Consider the following 16,378-nt stretch of genomic DNA (forward strand, 5'->3'; position numbering starts at 1 on the left):
GAGGACTTGGAAAAGAACATACTCCCATACAGAAGAGAAAGATTCTGGGAAAAATTTCTCGTATATTGTATCGCAGCACTGGCAATGTTCGGAACCAACCGCCTGGAATCCTCAATACTTAATATGGTAATGATTCCGGTAATCTATATGATCGCGTCTATGGTTGTGTTCCGGGGAAATATATGGAAGAAGCTGGTTACGGTATGCTGCTATTATGTGCTGGCAATTATTCCCGAATTTCTCTTTGCGGCACTTACGAATGCATATGGCGTGACTGGTGCGTCCGAGGGCTTCAGGACTGAAACAGAAAAGACATTAGCACTCCTGCTGATGAGTACCATGACATTTCTGTTTATTAAATGCATTAATCAGGTAACAAGGAAAAGGGATTATCTGACGATTGAAAATAAAACATTTACAGTGCTGCTCATGCTGCCAACCGCAACGATCGTTATGTTAGGATGTATGTTTTATTCGCACACTTCTTTTGAAGGAATGAACAGGGTCATGGTTCCGGTAGGAGCTTCGCTTCTGTTAATGACGAATATCTTCATTTTCACAGTATTTGACAGGTTTGTAGAAAAATCAGAAGAAGTGAAGAAGATGGACCGGCTATACCAGAAAAGCAGGGCGGAGATTGCCAATCTGCAGTATATGAATAAGGTTAATGAGGATAACAGAGCATTCTTACACGATATAAATAAATTTATCTGTACAGTAGCCGGCTTGATAGAAGAAGGAGAGAATCAAGAGGTTAAGGACATCATGGAACATTTAGGCGTCCGGATTCAGAATCTTCAAAAAAGTGTATATTGTGAGCATCCGATCTTGAACAGCATCCTATGTGAAAGAAAATTTCTTGCAGAATCTAAGGATATATCCTATAGGATTACCCTGGGTAATGATCTCAGACTGGATTTTCTGGAAGAGTTGGATTTGATCTCGATCGTAGGGAATCTTTTGGATAACGCACTGGAAGCGGCAGAAAAGACAGAAGATGGCAGATATGTGGAATGCAGGATGTATATGGGAAATGCGGGGCATTTCCTTGTCATGGAATTTTGCAATGGGTATGTCGTCCCTCTGTTAAAGGACAAGGACAGGTACATAAGCACCAAAAGAGACGCGGACAGTCACGGGATCGGACTGCACACGGTTGGAAAACTGGTTAAAAAGTATGCGGGAATTATGCGAGTGGAGGCAGGAGAACGGGAGTTCTCTGTTAAGCTGATCTTTACAATCAAATAAGGACGTGCAAAAATCGCCCAAAAAGTTACCGTTTTTGCCGCGGTAATTGAAAAGAGGGCGATTTTTGTGTAAACTTTCGGAAAAAAGGAGGCTTTGTAACTATGAAAAAAATAATCAGAAAAAACCTGGGAATCAAACTGCTTGGAGCTGTAAACTGTCTTGCACTCTGCTTGACGGCGTATACGGCAAATCTGGCGTGCAACTGGCTGTACTATCAGGAAGATGAGCCGGAAGAAGTTAAGAAAATGAGGAAATTCTAGTGTGGAAAAAAATGGCTGGTCGGCTTTTTGAACTACAAAGCAGGAATGGGATTCTTGAAGAGAAAGACCGCAGGCTGTATGAATATGCTTACGGCGTACTGCTGGGCAGGGTGGTAATATACCTTATCATCGTCATACTTGGCATCATAACGGGGAATTGGATGGAGATGATAGTCTTTTTATTGCCCTTTACTGTTTTAAGGCAGTATGCCGGAGGGATTCATTTGGAAAAGGCAGGGGGCTGCATGGCTGTTTCCGGTATCCTTGTCCTTCTATGCAGTCTGTATCTGGCGTCTGCTCCGGCTGTAATATGGCAAATGCGGATCATATGGTTTGTCGCGGTTGGCGTTATATTTATCATGGCGCCGGTAGATGCCAGCAGCAAGAAGTTGGATGCGAAAGAGAAAAAAGTTTATGGGATGCGCGCGAGGGTAATTTTAGTTATTGAATGCGCGATAGCAGGTGTTTTTTCTGTGATTGGATATTCCCTGATCGTAAACGGGATTATGGTAGCGCATATTGTTTTGGCGTCTGGTTTAATATTAGGATGGACCAAAATTTTTTTTGATAAAGAGTTAGAGTGAACTAATCCGTGATAGGAATAAGAAATACCTGGGAAAAGCGTATTGCAAAAGGATGATAAACAGAACAAAAAGAACATGATACAAGAGGAATATAAAAGTGAATTTGAAATTGATAAAAAATACAGAAAATATCAACAAAGAGAAAATAACCTTGTTCTGCCTGCCGTTTGCAGGAGGCGGCGCGTCTGCTTATAATCAGTGGGCGAAAAAGATGCAGGGAAAAGTAACGGTATGTCCAGTCCAGCTTCCGGGAAGGGAAGAACGGATCATGGAGAAACCGTATATAGATATGCCGGTTATGTTAGATGATCTGGAAGAGGCTGTAAGAGAGGTTGTGGACGGACCGTATGCCTTATGGGGGCACAGTATGGGCGGGAAGATCTCCTATGAGCTGGAAAAGCGATTGGAGGCAGAGGGATATAGAGCGAAATACCTGTTTATTTCCGGCAGCCGGATTCCCAGCATTCCGGAACCGAAGCCAATCTATCATCTTCCGGATGAAGCGTTTAAGAGGGAACTGGGAAGATTTGAAGGGACGCCAAAAGAGATACTAGAGAATCAGGAATTGTTGGATTTCTTTCTGCCTATGCTGCGGGCGGATTTTACCATGGATGAAACGTATTATGATAAAGCGGGAGTAGTGCTGCATACACCTATCTCTGCATTTGGCGGAGAAAAGGACGGTGAAGCGGATGAGAGTGCAATCTGTGAATGGGGAAAGTATACGGATAATGATTTTGACTACCGAATATTTCCGGGAGGGCATTTTTATCTGCGGGATTACGAAGACGAAGTAATAAGTGAGGTTGAGAGACGGCTTCAGGGAATGAAAAATGGAGGTTAAACGATGCGGGGAGAAGGAATTTCTGTCAGCAGACAAACTTCGTATCCGTGAAAATGAGATACATATATGGTGCATCTGTTGGCCGGAAATGACAGATTTCTGGAAGAATCATGAATATATCCTGAGTGAGCAGGAGTCGGAGCAAGCCGGAAAGTTCCGCTTTCCTGAAGACAGGATGCGTTATATTGCCGGGAAACTTATCGTGCGAATTCTCTTGAAAAGATACTTAGATGTGGAAACAGTTGATTTTTCTGTCAATGAACTGGGTAAGCCTTATCATAAAGAAATCGCAGGAAAGCAGACAGTCAATTTTAATATTTCGCATTCGGGGGAATTCATACTGGAGGGATTCGCTGTCGGAATGGATATCGGAGTGGATGTGCAGGAAATGGCAGGATGCCCGGATTACAGGGAGATAGCCGGGAATTTCTATACGGCAGAAGAAGCGGAAGATGTAATAAATGAGGGACCGGAACTGTTTTTCCAGTATTGGGCGGCGAAAGAAGCGTATGTAAAAGCGATCGGTATTGGATTGGGAAGAGGAATGGATTTCTTCTCTGTCAGAAACGGGGAAATTACAGAAAAAGGCAGGAAAGGCCAGGGATGGCATTTGTATCCAGTAAAGATTGAGGGATATGCTGCGTATGTGGCGGCGCATAAGAAAGGAGACAAATCAAATGAGTTATAAGAAGGATATGAGCAAATACGAGCATCTGGAAGGATGGGAACGATGCGGCTTTGGAGAGCAGCTTGATAAGTGGGCGGAAAAATATGGAGAAAGAACTGCGGTCACGGACAGCGAAGACGAGATCAGTTATATGGAATTAAAGCAAAAAGCAGATTGTCTTGCGGCAGCTTTTCTGCGTAAAGGGATTTTAAAGGGAGACAAAGTGCTTGTGCAGCTTCCGAATAGGATTTCTTTTGTGATCGTGTTTTTTGCTCTTTCCAAGATTGGGGCGGTGCCAATCATGATGCTGCCGGCCCACAGGGAGGCGGAACTGGAAGGAATTATTGAACTGGCAAAGCCGGCCGCTTATATTGTGGTGGAGAAATATCTGGGATTTTCATATGTGCCGATGGCAAATGCGATGAAAGAGAAATATTCATGTATCCGGCATATATTTGTAGATAGCGAATCCGGGGATATCAGTGGAATGATTGCGGAAACGTGTGGAGAAAATGGAGCATTTCCGGCTGTGGATGGGTATGAAACGGCGGTGCTTTTGCTGTCCGGCGGGACGACAGGGGTTCCGAAACTAATTCCGCGCACCCATACGGATTATATGTATAATGCCCGCATGTCCGCGAAGAGATGCCGCTTGGATAGCAGTGACGTTTATCTGGCGTCTCTTCCGGTAGCTCATAATTTCCCATTATGCTGCCCGGGGCTTTTAGGCACGCTGGACGTGGGAGGAAAAGTTGTGCTTGCGTCTGCGACCAGCCCGGATGATATCCTTGACGCAATTACAGAGGAAGGTGTCACGATAACGGCATTGGTTCCTGCTATGGTTACTGTGTGCATGGAAATGCTGGAATGGGATGAAGATTATGATATATCCAGCCTGCGGATTTTGCAGGTGGGCGGCGCAATGCTGGAAGATTCCCTTGCGGATAAGATCATTGAAGAATGGCCGTGTAAACTGATGCAGGTATTTGGTACGGCGGAGGGGCTACTGTCCTTTACTAGCCCGGAGGATGAAGGTTCCCTGATCGCAAGATGTCAGGGAACTCCGGTGTCTCCTGCGGATGAAGTGAAGATTGTGGATGAAGAAGATAAGGCCGTACCGGAAGGAGTTTTTGGGGAATTATTATCCAGAGGCCCGTATACGATTGATGGTTATTATATGGCGGAGGAAGCAAATAAAAAGAGCTTTACGCCGGACGGGTTTTACCGGACGGGCGATAAAGCTATGTGGACGAAAGACAGAAGGTTACGTTTGGGCGGGAGAATCAAAGAGCAGATTAACCGCGCCGGAGAAAAGATCATGCCTTCAGAGATTGAAGCTTACCTTTGCAGGCATTCGAAAATCAAAGAGGCAGCCGTTGTCGGCGTTCCGGATGAAACCCTTGGAAACCGGATATGTGCATTCCTTGTGACCGATGATGAAGCCGGGATCGATTTGCAGGAAATCCACAGGTTCCTGCGGGAAATAGGCGTTGCGGCGTATAAAATGCCGGATCAGATAGAACGGGTAGAGACATGGCCGCTGACCAGCGTAGGAAAAATAGATAAGAAAGCATTAGAACGGATGGCGCAGGAAAAATAGAAGGAGACAGAATCATGGAATATATAGAGATAAAGGAACAGATCAAACAAAAGCTGCCGGTAGCCAGAGATTTGGGGGATTCCGAAAATCTGCTGGAGCTTGGGCTTTCATCCCTGACGATCATGCGTCTGGTAAACCAGTGGAGAAAACAGGGGGTTAAGGTTTCATTCGGTTCATTGATGGAAAATCCTACCCTTGAAGGCTGGTGGGCGCTGATCCAGCGCAGCATGAAGAAAAAAGCGGGCAAAAAACGGGCGCAAAAATCTAAGATAACGCCGGAAAAGGATATGAAACAGCCGTTTCCTTTAACAGACGTACAGTATGCATATTGGGTTGGCAGGGATGAAGAACAGGCTCTTGGAGGAATAGACTGTCATGCGTATTTAGAGTTTGATGGGGGAAATATAGATCCGGAGCGTCTGGAAAAAGCATGGAATGTGCTGCAGTATCATCATCCCATGCTGCGTGCCTGCTTTTTGGAAGATGGGACACAGAAAATCCTGGATAAGCCGTATTGTGAAAAAATAAAGGTTCATGATTTTTCACGGATGTCATCTGAGGAAGCAGAGGCAATGGCAGTATCTGTCAGAGAACGTTTATCCCATCGGAAGCTAAAGATCGAGGAAGGCGAAGTGGCAGGAATAGAGCTTACGCTTTTTCCTGAAAATAGGGCACGCATGCACGTGGATATGGCACTTTTGGTTGCCGATGTACAGAGTTTGCAGATCTTATTGAGGGATTTGGCGGCTGCCTATCGCGGAGAAAGCCTTCCGGCAGAATCAAAAGGGTGGAATTTTGCTTCTTATCTGGAACGGCAGAAAGAGGAAGATAAGGAAGAGAGAAACAATGCAGAAGGATACTGGAAAAAACGCTTGGAGCATTTGCCGAAAGGGCCAGGCCTGCCACTGGCAAAACGGCCGCAGGAAGTGACAAAGACTGTATTCAACCGCAGGATTGTAAGGATTGGCAAGGAAGAGTGGGCTCATCTGCAAGTACGGGCAAAGGAATACCAGACAACTCCGGCAATGGTTCTTCTTACTGCATATGCGACGGTTTTGGAACGGTGGAGCAGGAATCATCGTTTCCTTATTAATATTCCATTTTTTAACCGGAAAACAGAGCAGCAGGGATTGGAAGACGTGATAGCAGATTTCACTACACTGTTATTGCTGGAGATTGACTGCGAAGGGAATCCGACGTTTGCAGAATTGCTAGACAGGATTCAGAAGCAGCTCCATGAGGATATGAAGTATACGGCATATTCCGGCGTGCAAGTCCAGAGAGACCTTGCACAGATGTATGGAGACGCATCGGCAGTGGCGCCGGTTGTTTTTGCCTGCAATCTGGGAACGCCGTTGGTAAATGATACGTTCCGGAAAGAACTGGGGCAGTTTTCCTATATGATTTCCCAAACGCCGCAGGTGTGGAATGACTTCCAGAGTTATGAAGATGAAAATGGCGTACAGCTTACATGGGACAGCGTGGATAAGTTATTCCCGGAGAATATGATCCCGGATATGCTGGAGTGTTTTGAGAATCTTCTGCATGAATTGGGAAAGAAGGACTGGAATCAGCGATTTGATGTGCTTCCTGAAAAAAGAAAAAGAGAAATTGAAGATACAGCGCGTACAAGAGTGCCGGAGCGTGTGGAATGCCTGCATTGGGCTGTTATGAACCATGCGGAAGTTTGCCCGGAAGATATTGCGCTTATTGATGCGGGAAGCGGAAGATCGGTTTCCTATGGGGAATTAAAAGCACGGGCGACAGCAGTGGCGGCAGGGATTTCAGAAAAGGATATTAAGGGAGTCCCGGTTGCACTTACCCTGCCGCGCGGGATAGAACAGATCGAGACGGCATTAGGAATTTTGCTTTCCGGAAATTCATACCTTCCGGTCAGCTTAAGCCAGCCTAAAGATCGGAGAGCGTTAATCCATGAGAAGACGGGAGTCCGCTATGTGGTCACGAATCGGGAATTATCCGAAAAACTGGACTGGCCGGAAGGTACGGAAATCCTTGTGATGGAAGGTATGGAAGAGGGACAGAAAAATGTGAGACTGCCAGAGGTGTCGCCGAAGGACAGCGCCTATATCATCATGACGTCAGGCTCTACAGGTGTTCCGAAGGGTGTAGAGATTGCGCATGAAAGCGCATGGAATACGGTTCAGGATATTAATGAAAAGTACCATGTGACAAGTGCAGATCGGGCGCTGGCTGTATCAGCTATGGATTTTGACCTGTCGGTATATGATGTTTTTGGAATTCTAGGCGCAGGAGGAACATTGGTATTGCTTCCAGAGCAGGAGAGAAGGAATGCGGATTACTGGCTGGAACAAGTGTTGAAATATCAGATTACCGTTTGGAATTCAGTGCCGGTGCTTCTGGATATGCTTTTGATACGGGCGGAATCCATGAAACAGAAACTGCCGATCAGGGCGGTTATGCTTTCCGGAGATTGGATTGGGATGGATCTCCCGCAGAGGGTTGCGGCATGGACAGAGGATTGCCAGTTTGTCGCTATGGGAGGAGCTACAGAGGCAAGTATCTGGTCCAATTATCAGAATGTTACCCTGCCGATGCCGAAAAACTGGAAATCTATTCCTTATGGAAAGCCACTCAGATATCAGGCATATCGTGTTGTGGATGAGTATGGAAGGGATTGCCCTTACTGGGCAGAAGGCGAACTCTGGATTGGCGGTTTTGGTGTAGCAAAAGGATATAGGGGAGATTCTGCGCTTACGGGGCAGAAATTTATCACAGATCAGTATGGAAGATGGTATCGGACCGGTGATCTCGGAAGAATCTGGGATGATGAGACAATTGAATTTTTGGGAAGAAAAGACCATCAGGTAAAGATCCGTGGACACAGGATTGAATTGGGAGAAATTGAACATGCTATTCAGGAGTTTCCGGGTGTGGCTCATGCAGTTGTTGATACAGTTAGTGATGGTCATGGCAATAAAACGCTGGCTGCTTATATCGGAGCGCCGCTGCAGGAAGATTCTAAAGTTACAACGTATTTGTACGGCACAGATATCTTTGGCGGGGGCTGGAAAGAACTGAAGGATGATGTCAGCAATTGGCAGATGCAGCAGGAACGGAAGACAGCATACAAAAATTTCCTTGCCTATGCAGACCAGAGATGTGTACAGCTTATGCTGGAGACACTCATAGAGTTAGGCGTTTTTGTATCAGAGAAGGAAGTTCTTTCGCAGAAGGAAATTTTTGAAAAAGGGAGCATTACGGAAACACAGAAGAATACTGTGGCAAGATGGTTGGAAATTTTAAAGAAGGAAGGAATCCTGAGAGAAGAGGACGGCAGACTATCGCGTACCGGGAAGGAAGTAGCTGTACCGGAAAAAGCTGGAGATGCGGAAACGTATTTTAAGAAACTGAAGCCGTATCTGAAGCATATGGTTACTGGGAATGAAGTTCCGCTGGATGTATTTTACCAGAAAGATTCGGCGCTGGCTCCGAATATGTTGCTTCGGAGGATTCCGGGTTACGAGGAGACCGTGGAAAGACTGGTGCAGGAATTAAAACTTCTGATAGAAGGGCGCAGGAAAGAACCACTCCAGATTATAGAGATTGGGACAAGGGATGCTGCAATTACAAGACAGATTTTAAATGTGCTGGAAGATGTAAGTGTGGCGTATACATATGTGGATTCTTCAAAATATTTTCTGCAGGAAGCGGAGAAAGAGCTTGCGGGATATGAAAGAGTCGAGTTTGAAATGCTGAATCTGGAAGAAAGCATGGACAAGCAGCAGATGGCTCTGCATAGTTATGACGTCGTGATATCGGTAAATGCTTTGCATAGAAATATTGACGCTGTGGATGCGGTAAAGAAAGTAGCGGAATTACTGAAGCCAAATGGGATATTGTTAATGACAGATCTTGTGGTAAGGACATATCTTCAGGAGCTTACAGCAACTTTTTTGGAAAATGGTTTCGCAGATATTCGGGACAAGAGAAAAGAAGCGGGGATGGTTACCCCAGATTGTCTGCTGTGGAGAGAATGCTTATCAGAGGCAGGATTAGGCCAGGACATTGTTGTAACAGAAGAATATGGGAGATGTATATGCTGCAGTAGGCAGCAGGCATCTGTCTTGTCCTATTATGATGGAGCACTTAGGGAATATCTGTCGGAAAAGCTGCCGGAGTATATGGTTCCCCAAAACTATCATTTTATGGCACAGCTTCCAACATTGTCCAATGGAAAGATTAACCGGAAAAAATTACGGGAAGATTTTAAAGAAGAAACTTCGGTTATCAGATTTTCAAAAGCAGTAACGGAGACAGAAGAAAAACTTTTGGATATTTGGAAACGAATGTTTGGTTATGAAAATTTAGGGACTGAAGATAATTATTTTGTTTTAGGTGGTGATTCATTAATAGCAACCAAATTGATTTCAGATATTCAGAAAGAATTTGGCTGTAAAATTATGATTAGTGATATTTTTGAAAATGTTACGATAAAATTATTGGCTCAAAAGATAGATTTAGTAAGACAAAATGTCATTATGGAAGATATCGAGATGGAGTGTGGAGAAATTTAACATTGTCAAATCTGTTTTTTAGTATATTTCATAATGAAAAATAGCTCGCATTTTTAGGGGCAAATTACGAGTATTAGATATTGAGGAGTGTAACTTGTCCCTATTTTATTGAGAAGGTGAGAAAATGAGAAAATTAAAGTCACTTGTATGTGGTAGTAAGTTTGGACAATTTTATATAGATGCTATTAGTAAGATGAAAGAGTGCGTGGAATTCATAGGCATTTTTTCTAATGGAAGTGAACGATCAAGGCTATGTGCTGAAAAATATAATGTTAATTTATATACATCGATAGATAAAATCCCAGAGGATATAGACATTGTATTTATTGCTGTCAGAACGGGTGTAATGGGAGGTGATGGAAGTGAACTGGCATTAAAATTTTTGTCTAAAGGTATTCATGTATTCATTGAACAGCCTATTCATATAGACGAGATGAAAAAATGTGTAAAATGTTCAATTGAGAAGGGGGTATTTTTTCATGTAGCAAATTTTTATAAGTACATGGACACTGTTCATAAATACATTGAGTGCTCTAAAGGGCTGTTGAGGAAAAATGAAATATTGTCAATAGAATGTGCTTGTGCTAATCAAGTTATATATAGTCTACTGGACAATATTTTGAGAATTTTCAGGGAAAAGGCAAGATTTTCGATTGAAAATTTTTGGATACAAAATCAAGATTTTTTTATTGCTTCAGGTAGTATTAACGATATACCGTTGAGTATTAAAGTATATAATTCTGTAAATACAGTCGATTCTGATAGTTATTGCTATTATTTACAACAGATAAATATTTATACATCGGAAGGAATGCTTTTCATGGTTGATGTTAATGGACCGATTATTTGGAAACCGCAATTTCGAGCTGCTCATGACTTATTTATCAAGAAGGGGGATGAATTAGATCAGAGGATATTTGACAGTAAAATGTACTGGTATGAGTCAGAAAGTGAGTTGAGCTATAAAGATATTTTTTGCAAAAAATGGATAGATGCTATAAAAAAAGAAATTAAAGAATTTATAGATAATATTTATTTTGAAAAAATGACGGAATATCGTCGGAAAATTCAAAGTGAAATTGTAATTCCCAGTATATGGGGGCTTATAACTCAAAAGATTGGCTACCCAAGATTGTATCAAAATGCAAATCATGCAGTTGATTTAAATAACTATGTTTTAGATTTTTTTGAAGAAAAAAACACCTTTTTAAATGATTCACTAGAAATCAAAAAAACTGCAAACAATATTGACTTTTATTTGGAACCAGATATTACATATGGTTATGTTGAAGAAGCAAAACATATAATGAATATCGCATGTTTGGAGTCTATTTCATACAAACTGTACGAGGCGACTGGGGAGAAGGAGAATATATCAATAACAGAAATTGTAAGTTGCTTAAAGGTGGCAGATTCAAATATGCATATTTTACAAAGGTGGCTTAATGCTTTAAGTGAAAATGGATATATAGAATGTAATGCTGGGAAAATTAAATGGAAAAAGAAAAATACAAGTATATGTGAGAAAGACAATTGGAAAATTGTGTCTGATAAGTGGGTTGGAAAATTATCAGGAGAACATGTCATTAATTATTATTTAAAACATATTGAAAAAATGGAAGCTTTGTTATCAGGAGAAATGAATGCTGCGTTATTATTGTTTCCGGAAGGAACAATAGAGTTAGCTAATTGTTTCTATAGAGAAAATTTAATGGAAAAATATCTTGCATATTGTATAGAAAAGATTCTTTCATTCGCTATAGAACATACTAAAAAAGATAAAATTAGGATATTAGAATTGGGAGCAGGAACAGGAGCAACAACAGACAGAATATTAAAGGTTCTTGAAAATTCAACTAAAAAAATAGCATATATTTATTCTGATATTACAAAATATTTTCTCAATTTTGCTGCTCAAAAGTACCAGGGAAAAGAAGAATTAGAGTATAAGGTGATAAATATTGATTCTAACTTAAGTGACCAGGGAATTGCTGAAGAGAGTGTGGACATTGTCATAGCTGCTGGAATGATGAATAATGCTGTCAATACGGATTATTCTATGAGACAAATCATATGCAGCTTAGTACATGGCGGTATTGCTCTTATTGCTGAGCCAGTGGGAGAGAATTATGAGTTAATGTTATCACAATCATTTATGATGAGCCGGCCAACAGATGCAAGGGAAGTATGTAATGAAACTTTTTTGAAAATGGAGGAATGGAAAGAAGTTTTTTGGGGTTGCGGAATAAGTGAAAGAGAGTTAGTGGTAGTGCCAAGTGATACTAGTCCATTAGCACCATTAAATCAAAAGTTATTTATTATAAGGAAGGAATAATACGCTATGGATGCAAATAATTTAAAAAAGGCTTTTGAACTTTTTGTAAAATTGCAGGATAAGAAAGTAAAACTTAGTAATGTTGATGGAAAAATAAAATATAGAGCGCCGTCAGGAATTATGACAAATGAAGTCATAGAGGAAATAAGAAAATGTAAAAATGAACTTCTGACAATTATTAATTGTACCGAGCATCCAGAAAAACTATGGAAAGGAAAGCAAGGAGACAGTTTTCCATTAACAGATGTACAGTCTGCGTATTTGATTGGAAGAAAAAATATTTTTCAATATGGAAATGCAGCGTGCCACATTTATATGGAGGTTGAGTATTCTGAATTGGATTCTCAGCGTGTAGAGGAAGTGTGGAATATTCTAATTAATCGACATCCTATGCTGCGAGTAATCTTTAGTGATACAGGAATTCAAAAAATTTTAAGAGATACTCCTTGGTATACGTTGTATACAAATCGCAACATAACATATACGCAAGAAACTTTGCAAACTGAATTAGGACATAAAATATATGATGCTTCAAAATGGCCTATGTTTGATATAGGGTGTGTATCTGGTCACAATAAGGCTATTCTGGGTATTTCTATCGATTTTATGATAGCGGATTGGGCAAGCATATGGATATTAATAGACGAATTTGAAAAGTTATATCAAAATCCAACGGCTTCATTACCTAGAATTGAATACAATTTTAGTGATTATATATACTGTGAAAAAGTAAAGAAGTATACACCAAAATATTTTTCTGATCGTGAATATTGGATAGAACGCTTAGCTGAGTTTCCTGAAAAACCGGATCTCCCTATTATTAATGCTGTTGAGAATATTGATAAAAATGTTATATTTAAAAGATACAAATTTGTTGTTGAAAAAAACAAGTGGAAAACTATACAATTGATTTCTAGTAAGATGGGATTGACAAGTTCTGCTGTTATTTTATCTGCATACGCTATGGTTATTTCAAAATGGAGTACCAACAAAAAATTTGTTATGAATTTAACGACTTTAAATAGAAACAGTTATGAAAGCAAAGTAAATAATATTGTTGGGGATTTTACTTCAATAAATTTGTTGGCAGTTGATTTCTCAATTCAGAAGAGTTTTAGAGAATACGTGAAACAAATTCAGCAACAATTATTAACAGATATGGAACATAAGTTTTTTTCTGGTGTTGAAGTATTACGTGAATTGTCTCAAGGCAAAGAGAATATTATCATGCCATATGTATTTACTAGTGGAATTGGAGTGATCCGGAATACTAAGAAAGAAGGTTACCATGGTAAATATTATCAAAATGGTATTTCTCAAACTCCACAGGTGTTTATTGATTGTCAAGTGTTTGATCAGGACGATGAGTTATTAATAAATTGGGATGTGCGAGAAGGAATTTTTTTGCCTGAGGTTATAGATGAAATGTTTTTAATGTTTCAAGATTTAATTTGCAATTTTTTGATTGACGCAGAAAATTGGAATGTAGAAAAGGTGACTGCTATATTAAATAAAAACATTAAAATTAGTAAGAAAAAATATGATTTGCCGAGTGGCTTGTTGTATTCTTCTATTTTGGAAATGGCAGAATTATGTCCCGAAAAAGAAGCAGTTCAAGATGAAAATGAAATATGGTCTTTCAGTAAATTAGTAAGAAAAAGCTGGTTCGTTCAAAATAAACTTCAACAGGAAGGGTGCATTCCAGGAGATCTTGTGGGGATTTTTATGCCAAAATCAAACTATCAAATAGCAAGTGTTCTTGGCGTTTTAATGAACGGATGCACATATGTACCGATAGATATTCAACAACCTAAGAAACGCATAAATGAAATTATTGAACAGGCGGGAATAAAATATGTTTTGATAAGTAGTTGTAGCAAGATAGAGTTAATGTTTTTAGATGTTAAGTACATTTATGCAGACAAACAAAACAATGAAATAATTACAAAACAAATTCCGCAAGTCCCCAATAGCAGCATAGCGTATGTTATTTTTACATCTGGGAGTACGGGAAAACCTAAGGGGGTTGCTATTTCTCATTTGTCTGCATTGAATACAATATATTATGTAAATAAAATGCTGAATATTTCCACTAATGATATAGTTTTTGGAGTATCTCGATTAAGTTTTGACTTATCAGTTTATGACATATTTGGAATTTTGTCGGCAGGAGGAAAATTGTTCTTACCTGATGAAAACAGAATTGCAGATCCTTCTTATTTATTTGAGACGATAGTGAAACAAAAAATTACTGTATGGAATTCTGTTCCAGCCATAATGCAGATGATTCTGGAATACAGAGAAAATGAAAAAAGAACGGAACAGTTTAACATAAGGTGCTCATTGCTGTCTGGTGATTGGATACCGCTCACTTTGCCAGAAAGATTAATCTCTGCTTGTATGGAAAAAACACGGGTAATTAGTTTAGGTGGAGCAACAGAAGCAGCAATTTGGTCAATATATTATGAATATGAATACCTTTTTGATGAATGGAAAAGTATACCATATGGAAAAGCTCTTCCAAATCAAGAAGTTTATGTATTGGATAGTAAAAAAGAAATATGCCCGTTGGGTGCTGTTGGAGATATTTTCATTTCTGGTATAGGATTGGCAAAAGGGTATTTAAATGAACCGCTACTAACCGAGAAAGCATTTATTATGGTAAATGGAGAAAGAATGTATGATACAGGTGATAAAGGAAAATATTTAGAAGATGGAAATATTGAATTTTTAGGTCGGCGTGATACTCAAGTAAAATTGAATGGATTTAGGGTTGAGTTAGGAGAAATCGAGGCTAATATAGAAAAAATTAAATCCGTTAAATATGCTGCAGTTTTGTGTAGAGAAAAGGGACGAGAAAAAAGAGTAATTGCATATGTTGAACCGCAGCCATCTGAATTTACGGAAGATTTTAGCCTATATGTATTAAATGAGTTAAAACGAATGCTTCCGGCATATATGATTCCATACAATATACGTGTAATGAAATTGCCATTAACATCTAATGGTAAAATTGACAGAAAATATCTTAAAAATATAGAAATTGTAGAGGGCAAAAAAGAGGCAGATACGAAAAACACAATAAATAGTGATTCATCTACTTATTTTCCGATAAAAGAGATATGGTGTAAATTGCTACAGAGAAGCGATATTAGACCAGATTCGGATTTGCGTAGTTTTGGAGCAGATTCTTTGATTATGGCACAAGCAGTTGGAAAAATACGAAATTTTTTAAAAGAAAGTGGGAGTCAATGTGATGTACCGTTTGATATATTGCTGAAACAGACGATTAATTCCCCGACTTTGAGTGAGATAGTTTCATACATAGATCAAATTATTTTAAAAAAAGAAGTGAATAGCAGATATGAAGATGCTGAGGTAAATGAGGAAGAACTTGGCAAGCTAAAAATTCATAAAAAAGGGAAAGAAGATAAATTAGTTGTGATTTTCCACGCTGGCTTGGGATCGATTGATGAATTTTTACCATTTATACAAGGTCTATGTAATGAAGAAAAGGGGACTATTGTTAGTATAGCATTAAATAATGTAAAGCAATATTTAGATTTTTATGCAGGGCATTTATATGAGAGTGTTGCTGATAAATATACAAAAATTATACTTGACTTAGGCTATGATAAAATACAACTTATTGGACATTGTGTTGGCGGAATGATAGCTTTTGAGGTTGCAAAAAATATGATGGATAAGGGAGTTGATGTTATTGATGTCTCTCTGATTGATAGTATACCAGGGAAATATAGTATTGAGGATGAGGTAGTAATGGAACTAATGTTTTTACCTATGGTAAATATAACGTATCCTGTGTTGGCGGAATATCAATTAAATGAGCGGGAATTATATGAATATATGGATGAGAAATTTGGAAAATATACAGGAATAGAACAGAAATCTAAAAATAAAGTAGAAGAATACATAAATGGTCTTCGGGAGATTGAGAAAGAGGAAAGAATAAGACTGTATATAAACAGTGTATCGAAAAATATGCCAATTCAAATGTTTGTCTATTTATTTGATATATTCAAACAAAGTACAAATGGAGCTATATATAAACCTATACCATATTTAGGTGATATTCGTTTATTTATAGCAGAAGATACAGAGAAAATTGTATTCCATCGAAGTGAAGAAGTTATAAATTTTTGGAGAGAAAATTGCATTGGTGATGTTACTGTTATTATGATTCCTGGAAATCATCTTACATGTTTTACTGATGTAAACAATATTCAGAAGTTAGTAAATATGATTACAGAGAAATAGTATCCG

General features: G+C 39.5%; 9 protein-coding genes. All 9 read left to right on the forward strand.

Features of this window, described 5'->3' with window-relative positions:
* Positions 1-6 precede the first annotated feature (6 nt).
* The 9 genes from LJE11_RS10290 to LJE11_RS10330 all read left to right on the forward strand — a co-directional run bounded on the left by LJE11_RS10290 (position 7) and on the right by LJE11_RS10330 (position 16,372).
* The gene (locus tag LJE11_RS10290) at positions 7-1,248 is read left to right on the forward strand and encodes a sensor histidine kinase (RefSeq protein WP_227233615.1); all 1,242 of its coding nucleotides are present in this window, start codon (positions 7-9) and stop codon (positions 1,246-1,248) included.
* A gap of 101 nt (positions 1,249-1,349) precedes the next feature.
* The gene (locus LJE11_RS10295; protein ID WP_005344225.1) at positions 1,350-1,508 is read left to right on the forward strand and encodes a cyclic lactone autoinducer peptide; all 159 of its coding nucleotides are present in this window, start codon (positions 1,350-1,352) and stop codon (positions 1,506-1,508) included.
* Positions 1,508-2,092, forward strand: a complete 585-nt coding sequence (locus tag LJE11_RS10300) for an accessory gene regulator ArgB-like protein (RefSeq protein ID WP_005344227.1) — start codon at positions 1,508-1,510, stop codon at positions 2,090-2,092. The genes LJE11_RS10295 and LJE11_RS10300 overlap by 1 nt, the downstream gene beginning before the upstream one ends.
* A 97-nt stretch (positions 2,093-2,189) precedes the next feature.
* Positions 2,190-2,936: a thioesterase II family protein gene (locus LJE11_RS10305; RefSeq protein WP_005344230.1), complete on the forward strand. Its 747-nt coding sequence runs from the start codon at positions 2,190-2,192 to the stop codon at positions 2,934-2,936.
* Positions 2,926-3,624 (forward strand): 4'-phosphopantetheinyl transferase family protein, encoded by a 699-nt coding sequence (locus tag LJE11_RS10310; RefSeq protein WP_005344231.1) that lies wholly within the window; start codon positions 2,926-2,928, stop codon positions 3,622-3,624. Before LJE11_RS10305 ends, LJE11_RS10310 begins: the two co-directional genes overlap by 11 nt.
* Positions 3,614-5,203: a (2,3-dihydroxybenzoyl)adenylate synthase gene (locus LJE11_RS10315; protein WP_005344232.1), complete on the forward strand. Its 1,590-nt coding sequence runs from the start codon at positions 3,614-3,616 to the stop codon at positions 5,201-5,203. The genes LJE11_RS10310 and LJE11_RS10315 overlap by 11 nt, the downstream gene beginning before the upstream one ends.
* Positions 5,204-5,217: 14 nt before the next feature.
* Positions 5,218-9,759 (forward strand): non-ribosomal peptide synthetase, encoded by a 4,542-nt coding sequence (locus LJE11_RS10320; protein WP_227295924.1) that lies wholly within the window; start codon positions 5,218-5,220, stop codon positions 9,757-9,759.
* A 124-nt stretch (positions 9,760-9,883) separates the two neighbouring features.
* The gene (locus tag LJE11_RS10325) at positions 9,884-12,094 is read left to right on the forward strand and encodes a bifunctional Gfo/Idh/MocA family oxidoreductase/class I SAM-dependent methyltransferase (protein WP_005344234.1); all 2,211 of its coding nucleotides are present in this window, start codon (positions 9,884-9,886) and stop codon (positions 12,092-12,094) included.
* Positions 12,095-12,100: 6 nt separating this feature from the next.
* Complete coding sequence (locus LJE11_RS10330) at positions 12,101-16,372, forward strand: non-ribosomal peptide synthetase (protein WP_227295926.1); 4,272 nt, start codon at positions 12,101-12,103, stop codon at positions 16,370-16,372.
* The last annotated feature ends 6 nt before the right edge of the window (positions 16,373-16,378 follow it).

This window comes from Blautia sp. DFI.1.216 (genome assembly GCF_020594215.1).
GTDB lineage: Bacteria > Bacillota > Clostridia > Lachnospirales > Lachnospiraceae > Blautia_A > Blautia_A wexlerae.